The following is an 8,567-nucleotide window of genomic DNA, read 5'->3' on the forward strand; positions in this document are numbered from 1 at the left end:
ATAGTCTATTTTGAATTGCGAAGCAAAACCTCATCTACCATTCCATAGTCTTTCGCTTCATGTGCGGTCATCCAGTAATCCCGATCCGAATCAGCATATACTTTATCATACTCCTGTTTACTGTGAGAAGCAATGATATCATACAATTCTTTCTTCAATTTCAGAATTTCACGAGCAGTGATCTCGATATCTGAAGCCTGTCCCTGCGCACCTCCTAACGGTTGATGAATCATTACACGAGAATGCTTCAAAGCAGATCGCTTTCCTTCAGCACCTGCACACAATAAAACCGCTCCCATCGAAGCTGCAATCCCCGTACAAATTGTGGCTACATCACACTGAATGTATTGCATCGTATCATAAATCCCCAATCCTGCATAAACAGAACCTCCCGGAGAATTCAGATAAATTTGGATATCTTTCTTAGCATCTACAGACTCCAAAAACAATAACTGAGCTGTAATGATATTCGCCACCTGATCATTAATTCCCGTACCAAGAAAAATAATGCGATCCATCATCAAACGTGAGAACACATCCATCTGAGCGACATTCAACTGGCGCTCTTCAATGATATAAGGGGTGAGTGAGGATTCAATATAACTTTCCAGGTGCATACTACTAATTCCCTGGTGCTTTGTTGCGTATTTTTTAAATTCATTCTGGTCAAACATATCTCTTCTGTTTTAGTTCAATTGGGTTAAAGATAAACATTCTGAAGCTTTCTCCGACAACCTGAAGATTCAAATTATTCACCAGAGTCTACTACTAACAAAAAAGGCCGTACAATACAGTACGACCCTTAAAACCTAAGCTAAGCTTTTATTTAATTTCCCTGAGCCAGCTTAACAAACTCATCATAGGAAACTTCTTTTTCGTTCAATTTCACAATTCCTTTGAACAGTTCTGTCAGTTTGCGTTCAGCCAACATATCGTATACGCGATTTGCTTCTTCCTGATTCGCTAAAACTTTTCTTGCAGACTCTGTCAACTCCTGATCTTCAGGAGCAGGAATACCATACTGTGCATATTGAGAAACAAGTAATGACTTGGCAAACTCAAGTGCTTCATCCGGATTAATTTTCACTTCATTGTCCTTAAACAATTTCCCCTGAATCAACTGCCATTTCAGACCTTTAGCGTACTCATCGTACTCTGCTTCAATCTGTTCATCAGTAATTTCTTTCTGATTTGACATTTTAATCCATCGCTTAAGAAACTCATCAGGTAAAGTCATTTCTGTCTTCTCCATCAAATGATCATACACTTTACGTGTGAACAAACGGTCGCTATCACCATCAAACATACCGTTCATATCATTAGAGATGCGCTCACGCATTTCCTCTTCTGACTTTACTTCACCTTCACCGAAAAGTTTATCAAATAACTCCTGATTCAACTCTGCCATTTCCATTTTACGAATCTCGTTGATTGTAAACTGGAATTTATCGTTCAGATTAGGAAGGTCTTCCTTCGTTACTCCCAACATAGCAGCAAGATCCGCTTCACCTTTTGCCAACTTAGCAGGATCAACTACTAATTTATCTCCTACTTTTTTACCTTTCAGCTCTTTCAAAGTAGCTTTATCTTCTACAAATTCAATACTTACTGTAGAAGAATTCATTACCCCACCTTCTTTGATCTCTCCGTTTTCGTCCAACTCAACAAACTGACCCAGTACTAATTCCGTACCTGTCACTTCTTCTCCGGCGATCAATTTACCGTAACGACGACGCAAATCATCAATCTGCTGATCTACTAATTTGTCATCTGTCTTTACTTTAACGTAATCAAATTTGTTACGTCCTGAAAGTTTAATTTCAAACTCAGGTGTTAGTCCGATTTCGTATTGAAACTCGAAATCCGAAGGATTATCCCAGTCACCTTTTACTTCAGCATCATACTTTGGAATCGGATTCCCTAATATCTCAAGCTTTTCAGCATTCAGGTAATTGTACAGGGCTTCGTTTACCGTTTTATTCAGTTCTTCAGCCAACACACCTTTACCGTACTGCTTTTTCACAAGCCCCATTGGAACTTTTCCTTTACGGAATCCTGGAATATTAGCGCGTTTTCTATAATCTGCAAGTGCTTTCTCTACTTTTTCCAGATAATCTTCAGGAGCAATCTGCACTTTCAAAACTGCGTTTAACGCATCAACGTTTTCACGAATTACATTCATTTCAACACAAATATGGTTAAATAAAAAATGGTATAAGTGGCGAACCGATCTTATACCATTAGATTGTGCGGGTGGAGGGACTCGAACCCCCACGCCGTGAAGCACTAGATCCTAAGTCTAGCGTGTCTACCAATTTCACCACACCCGCAATAAACAAAGACCTTTAACCCGTTTGGGACTGCAAAGATAACGTTTTTTTGAATCTCCAAACATTTTTTTCATTTTTTTTTGCTCTTTTTTTATTCATCCGGTTTAGCAACTCTTTTATACACAAGTCCCATCCTTCACCCCGACACTAAAACACTCTTTGTCAATATAAAATCTCCTATTTTATTATCCCCAAAAGAAAAAATGTACCTGACAAGATTTTCATAAGCAAGGTTTCATTGTTACCTTTGTCGGAAAAACAGAGAGAATGTTATCAATTGATCCAAAATCACTCCCTATCCCTCAACTCCACGGATACTTATTAGGAGCCATCGGTCCCCGTCCGATAGCTTTTGCCAGTACGATTGACGAAAACGGACACAATAATCTGGCTCCTTTTAGCTTCTTCAATGTGTTCAGTGCAAACCCTCCTGTACTTATATTTTCTCCGGCACGTAGCGGAAGAACAAATGAGACAAAAGACACCTATAACAATGTTAAACGTGTTCCGGAGTGCGTGATCAATATTGTCAGTTATGATATGGTACACCAAATGAGTTTGGCAAGCTCTCCCTATTCTCCCGAGATTGATGAGTTTGTAAAATCCGGATTCACTCCGCTTCCTTCCGAAACGGTTCAGCCAATGCGTGTAGCAGAGTCCCCTGTTCAGTTTGAGTGTAAGGTAACGGAGGTGAAAGAACTTGGCAACGGTGGAGGAGCCGGAAATCTCGTTATTTGTGAGGTTACACGCATACATATCAATGAGGAGGTTTTGGACGAGAATGGGAAAATTGATCAATTAAAAATTGATCTGGTTTCACGTATGGGAGGAAACTGGTACTGCCGGGCAGACAAAAACTCTATGTTTGAAGTTCAAAAACCCCTTACAACCATAGGAGTAGGATTTGATAATCTTCCGGATGACGTTCTTAACAGCGCTATACTTACAGGAAATGATCTTGGTATTCTGGCAAATGTGGAAGAACTCCCTAACGAGACAGATGTAAACGAGTATAAACTCATCGAATTAAGCGATTTGTTCGTAAAATTAGAGGACAATCCTGTTGAACTCGAGAAAGAATTGCATAAATTAGCACAATCCTTATTAAAAGAAAATAAAGTTACAGAAGCCTGGAAAACGCTTTTGTCTTTCAATAATTAACCCGTAAAACACGAAAAGTTATATGTATACATTAGTAGGAAACATCAAGGTCATTAATGACACGCAGGTTATTTCAGAAAAATTCAAAAAAAGAGAGTTTGTTGTTACGGACAATTCCGGACAATACCCTCAGGATGTTTTGTTCCAGTTAACACAAGACAAAACCGATTTGCTTAATGACATGCAGCTCAATGAGATGGTTTCCGTTTCTTTCTTTATCCGCGGAAGAGAGTGGACTAGCCCTTCTGGTGAGGTGCGCTATTTCAACTCTCTTGATGTATGGAAAATTGAAAAACAAAGCGGAGGAATGCCAACTCCACAAGATATGTCTCCCGCTTCTTCGGATAGTGCAGAAACGTTTGTAGAAGAAGGAGACGACGACCTTCCATTCTAGTTACAGGAATTTATTTATCTTCAACACCTGGTTATTTTTGATAATCAGGTGTTTTTTTTGAGCCTATGACGAATTTTTTTCAGAAGTATGTTCCCTCTCCTTTCAGTATTGCTATTTTACTGACGCTTTTCACATTTATCCTGGCTCTTGTACTCACCCGTCCTGAACATACGGGCATATTGGAATACACAGGAAAACTAGCAACTGACTGGCAAAAAGGGCTTTGGGACACTTCCTCCGGCGGACTTTATTTCGGCTTCCAGATGATGTTGATTCTGATTCTGGGGCACTGCCTCGCTTTAACTCCTTTTATTGCCCGGGTACTAAATAAACTGCTGATTTATTGCACCAACAGTGCAACCAGTGCCTTTACAGTTGCCCTGACAACCATGTTGGTCAGTTATTTTAACTGGGGAATGGGATTAGTTTTCGGAGCTTTATTAGCACGTAAAGTCGGAGAGAAATTCAAAAAAAATAACCGTGAGCTCAATTATGGATTGATTGGTGCCGCTGCCTATAGCGGGATGTTAATCTGGCACGGAGGAATTTCAGGTAGCGCTCCGACAAAAGCAATGGAACCGGACTCAATCACTGCTATGATGACAAATGCAGGTTATCAGGCTTCCAACACTCTCCCTTCTTCACTCTCTTTTGAGGAGACTCTACTCTCCCCTTTAAACCTCACTACCGCTTCGGTGATGCTTCTCCTCATTCCCTTCCTGCTGTATTTCATCGGAAAGAAAACTCAGTCAGAATCGCTTCCTTTTCTCGATTTAGCAAGTGAAACAAGCCCTACTACCGAATCTACTCCGTCAACCCAACTTGATTCTAACACCGTATTCGGATCAATCATAGGAATACTATTTATCATAACGGCTTTATGGGTTGCCTATAATTTTGAAGGCTCGACAGCGCTGGGTTTTATCTCTGTCAACTTTATTAATTTCACCCTACTTGGCCTCTCACTACTCCTACATGGTTCCATCCGTTCCTTTTTACACGGAATTAACACTTCTATTTCTGATGGTGCAGGCATCCTGATCCAATTTCCGTTATATTTTGGAATCATGGGAATCATGAGCGGTTCGGGATTAATACAGGAAATATCTGATTTTCTCACCTCCACTGCGACACCAACCAGTTTTCCCGTTCTTTCTTTTCTGGGGGCTGGAATCGTCAACTTTTTTGTCCCCAGCGGAGGAGGTCAATGGTACATTCAGGGACCTATGCTTCTTCAATCCGCACAGGAACTGGGAGTAAGTATTCCTAAAACCGTTATGGCGTTATCGTATGGTGACCAGTGGACGAATATGCTACAACCTTTTTGGGCACTCCCACTACTGGGAATTACAAAACTGAAGGCCGGAGAAATTCTTCCTTACACCCTATTGTTATTTGTTACTGGCGGCGTTGTTTTTATTTCCGCACTCCTTATCTTTTAGACAATCTTTCGGATCAATTCCCAAAGAACGATTCCGGCAGAAACCGAAACATTGAAGGAGTGTTTCGTTCCAAACTGAGGAATTTCTACCACTTCATCACAACAATCAACAACTTCCTGCTGTACTCCATCTACTTCGTTTCCAAAAATAAGGGCAACCGGTTCTTTCCCGTTCCATTCCAATGTTTGTAACATCGTAGTTTGTTCCGTTTGTTCCAAGACCAGAGTACGCACTCCTTCTGACTTCAGTTGGTGAATCGCATCAACAGTCGACTGAGCATACTCCCACTCGACCGTTTCTGTAGCTCCCAATGCTGTTTTATGAATGTCTCTGTGTGGTGGTTTTGCTGTAATACCGCAGAGAAAAATCTTCTGAACATTAAATGCGTCTCCTGTTCTGAAAAATGTACCGACATTATTCAGGCTACGGATATTATCCAAAACAAGGATAACAGGAAATTTATCCTGCTCTTTGAATTCCTCGTTGGAAACTCTTCCCAACTCCCACAATTTCAATTTCCTGTTTTGGTTATCCATCCGATTTCATTTTTGACAAAAATAAAGAAAGTGAACATATTAGCATTTTTTCTTTCAAGAACTGTTCATAATTATTGAAAAGTCCCCTGATCGTAAATTGGGTGTTTTTCGGGTTTATTTTACATTTACGATTCTAAAAAATCACAACATTGGCAGGGAAAGAGAAAAAAGTAGCGGAGACTCCTTTGATGAAGCAATATAATCAGATCAAGGCAAAGCATCCTGATGCTTTGTTATTGTTTCGCGTTGGGGATTTTTATGAAACTTTTGGAGACGACGCAGTAAAGGCGTCCAAGATATTGGGAATCATTCTTACGAAACGAAAAAATGGTTCGGCTTCTCATATCGAGTTGGCAGGCTTTCCGCATCACTCGCTTGAATCTTACCTGCCCAAACTGGTAAAAGCCGGACAGCGTGTTGCGATCTGTGATCAGCTTGAAGACCCGAAAATGACAAAAACAATTGTCAAGAGAGGGGTTACCGAACTCGTAACTCCCGGAGTTGCTTTTAATGATCAGGTACTTCAAAACAAACAAAATAACTTTCTTGCCTCCGTTCATTTTGGGAAAAATAGTTCAGGAGTTGCATTTCTTGATATATCGACAGGTGAGTTTCTTGTAGCAGAAGGAACGGAAGAGTATATTGACAAGCTTTTACAGGGATTCAAACCCAGTGAGGTATTGTACCAGAAAAATCGCACCTCGCGGTTTAAAGAAGTTTTTGGAGAAGGATTCTACACCTTTAAACTGGAAGACTGGGTTTTTACAACTGATTTTGCCGATGAGATTCTTAATAAACAATTTGGTACAGCTTCTTTGAAGGGATTCGGAATTGAACATCTTTCACAAGGAATTATCGCAGCCGGAGCGGCTTTGCATTATCTTTCTGAAACGCAGCACGACCGGATCGGACACATTACACGAATTAATCGAATTGAAGAAGATAAATACGTTTGGCTAGACCGATTTACGATCCGAAATCTCGAATTGATCCATTCACAAAATATCGGTGCGACAGTTTTAATCGATATTATTGATAAGACACTCACTCCGATGGGAGGACGTATGCTAAAACGCTGGATGGTTTTACCAATGAAAGACCTCAAAACGATACAGCAACGACTGGATGCTGTTGAGTTCTTGGTTACACATCCTGAAGATGCAGAAACACTTGCTTTTCACCTGGATCAGATCGGAGATCTGGAACGATTGATTTCGAAAGTTGCTGTCGGACGGATTAACCCCAAGGAGGTTATTATTCTCCGTAATGCAATTCGCGAATTACAACCGATTCGCGAGAAATTGAGCGCTGCTGATTCGGAAGCCATTTCACAAATCGCCGGTCAGTTGGACTTATGTGAGAAGTTCCTGGAAATGATCGACACGCAGCTGCATCCCGAACCGGCTATTGCAGTAGGAAAAGGATCTGTAATTGCCGATGGTTTTCACAAAGACCTGGATGAACTCCGAAAAATTGCTTTTTCAGGGAAAGATTATCTGGATCAACTACAAGAAAGAGAATCCGAAGCAACAGGGATTCCATCACTGAAAATTGCCTTTAATAATGTATTCGGCTATTATATTGAAGTCCGTAATACGCACAAAGACAAAGTACCTGAAGGCTGGATCCGTAAGCAAACCCTCGTAAATGCCGAACGTTATATAACTGAAGAGTTAAAAGAGTATGAAAGTAAAATTCTGGGAGCAGAAGACAAAATACACGCTCTCGAATCTCAACTTTTTCAGGAACTTATTCTTTCCATGGCCCCCTACACGGAGACCATTCAACGCAATGCGCAACGCATCGCTATGTTAGATTGTCTGCACTCGTTTGCTACAGTTGCCCAGGAAAATCAGTATACCAAACCCGAAGTAAATGACGGGAAAGTTCTTGATATCAAAAATGGGCGACATCCGGTCATTGAAAAACAGCTGCCTCTGGGAGAAGAATACATTGCCAACGATGTCTATCTGAACCCAGACAGCCAACAAATCATTATGATAACGGGGCCCAATATGTCCGGTAAATCAGCCATATTGCGTCAGACAGCGTTGATTACTCTACTGGCACAGATCGGGTCATTTGTTCCTGCCAGTCAGGCAAAAATCGGAATTGTAGATAAAATCTTTACCCGTGTCGGAGCTTCGGACAACATTTCAAGTGGCGAATCGACGTTCATGGTAGAAATGAACGAGACAGCCAGTATTCTGAATAATGTCACAGACAAAAGTCTTGTTCTTCTGGATGAAATCGGGCGGGGAACCTCGACGTATGATGGGATCTCAATCGCATGGGCTATTACCGAATATCTTCATCAGCATCCACAGGCACATTGCAAAACGTTATTTGCAACCCACTACCACGAATTAAATGAAATGACTCATCAGTTTGATCGGATTCGCAATTTCAATGTCGCAGTTAAGGAAATCGGAAACAAGGTCATTTTTCTTCGTAAGCTTATGGAGGGAGGAAGCGAACACTCCTTTGGTATTCATGTCGCTAAAATGGCCGGAATGCCTCCTCAGGTAATTCAGCGCGCTACAAAAATGCTGGTGCACCTTGAGAAGACACACAAACCCGAGGAGCGAAACAAAGTGGTAGAAGCCGTCAGTTCACCGGAAATGCAACTCAGCATCTTTCAGCTTGATGATCCTGTTTTACAAAACATCAAAGAGGAATTGATTTCGATTGACATTGATACACT

Annotated in this window: 7 protein-coding genes and 1 tRNA gene; 4 read left to right on the plus strand and 4 right to left on the minus strand. The window is 40.9% G+C overall.

Features of this window, described 5'->3' with window-relative positions; all coding sequences use genetic code 11:
- Positions 1 to 5: 5 nt before the first annotated feature.
- The 3 genes from clpP to AC4PL9_RS09610 form a co-directional block, all read right to left on the minus strand.
- The gene (gene clpP, locus AC4PL9_RS09600) at positions 6 to 674 is read right to left on the minus strand and encodes an ATP-dependent Clp endopeptidase proteolytic subunit ClpP (protein ID WP_491604535.1); all 669 of its coding nucleotides are present in this window, start codon (positions 672 to 674) and stop codon (positions 6 to 8) included.
- Between the two features lie 152 nt (positions 675 to 826).
- The gene (tig, locus tag AC4PL9_RS09605; protein ID WP_491604536.1) at positions 827 to 2,182 is read right to left on the minus strand and encodes a trigger factor; all 1,356 of its coding nucleotides are present in this window, start codon (positions 2,180 to 2,182) and stop codon (positions 827 to 829) included.
- A 66-nt stretch (positions 2,183 to 2,248) separates the two neighbouring features.
- Positions 2,249 to 2,330 (minus strand) — tRNA-Leu (locus AC4PL9_RS09610).
- A 267-nt stretch (positions 2,331 to 2,597) separates the two neighbouring features.
- On the opposite strand from AC4PL9_RS09610, the gene AC4PL9_RS09615 reads away from it, so the two are divergent.
- The 3 genes from AC4PL9_RS09615 (at position 2,598) to AC4PL9_RS09625 (ending at position 5,327) form a co-directional block, all read left to right on the plus strand.
- The gene (locus tag AC4PL9_RS09615) at positions 2,598 to 3,491 is read left to right on the plus strand and encodes a flavin reductase family protein (protein WP_491604537.1); all 894 of its coding nucleotides are present in this window, start codon (positions 2,598 to 2,600) and stop codon (positions 3,489 to 3,491) included.
- A gap of 22 nt (positions 3,492 to 3,513) precedes the next feature.
- Positions 3,514 to 3,885 (plus strand): DUF3127 domain-containing protein, encoded by a 372-nt coding sequence (locus AC4PL9_RS09620; protein ID WP_491604538.1) that lies wholly within the window; start codon positions 3,514 to 3,516, stop codon positions 3,883 to 3,885.
- Between the two features lie 65 nt (positions 3,886 to 3,950).
- Positions 3,951 to 5,327 carry a TIGR00366 family protein gene (locus AC4PL9_RS09625; RefSeq protein WP_491604539.1) on the plus strand — a complete coding sequence of 459 codons (1,377 nt, stop codon included), beginning with the start codon at positions 3,951 to 3,953 and terminating at the stop codon, positions 5,325 to 5,327.
- On the opposite strand, the gene AC4PL9_RS09630 is transcribed toward AC4PL9_RS09625, so the two are convergent.
- Positions 5,324 to 5,863 (minus strand): RNA methyltransferase, encoded by a 540-nt coding sequence (locus AC4PL9_RS09630; protein WP_491604540.1) that lies wholly within the window; start codon positions 5,861 to 5,863, stop codon positions 5,324 to 5,326. The two genes, AC4PL9_RS09625 and AC4PL9_RS09630, sit on opposite strands and share 4 nt — an antisense overlap.
- A 149-nt stretch (positions 5,864 to 6,012) precedes the next feature.
- On the opposite strand from AC4PL9_RS09630, the gene mutS reads away from it, so the two are divergent.
- On the plus strand, positions 6,013 to 8,567 hold a 2,555-nt coding region (gene mutS, locus AC4PL9_RS09635), incomplete at its 3' end, for a DNA mismatch repair protein MutS (RefSeq protein WP_491604541.1).

The organism is Wandonia sp. (assembly GCF_984588085.1).

Excerpts from the sequence above, each read along its gene's own strand:
- clpP (WP_491604535.1), bottom strand. The coding sequence starts at position 674 with ATGTTTGACCAGAATGAATTTAAAAAATACGCAACAAAGCACCAGGGA.
- tig (WP_491604536.1), bottom strand. The coding sequence starts at position 2,182 with ATGAATGTAATTCGTGAAAACGTTGATGCGTTAAACGCAGTTTTGAAA.
- AC4PL9_RS09615 (WP_491604537.1), top strand. The coding sequence starts at position 2,598 with ATGTTATCAATTGATCCAAAATCACTCCCTATCCCTCAACTCCACGGA.
- AC4PL9_RS09620 (WP_491604538.1), top strand. The coding sequence starts at position 3,514 with ATGTATACATTAGTAGGAAACATCAAGGTCATTAATGACACGCAGGTT.
- AC4PL9_RS09625 (WP_491604539.1), top strand. The coding sequence starts at position 3,951 with ATGACGAATTTTTTTCAGAAGTATGTTCCCTCTCCTTTCAGTATTGCT.
- AC4PL9_RS09630 (WP_491604540.1), bottom strand. The coding sequence starts at position 5,863 with ATGGATAACCAAAACAGGAAATTGAAATTGTGGGAGTTGGGAAGAGTT.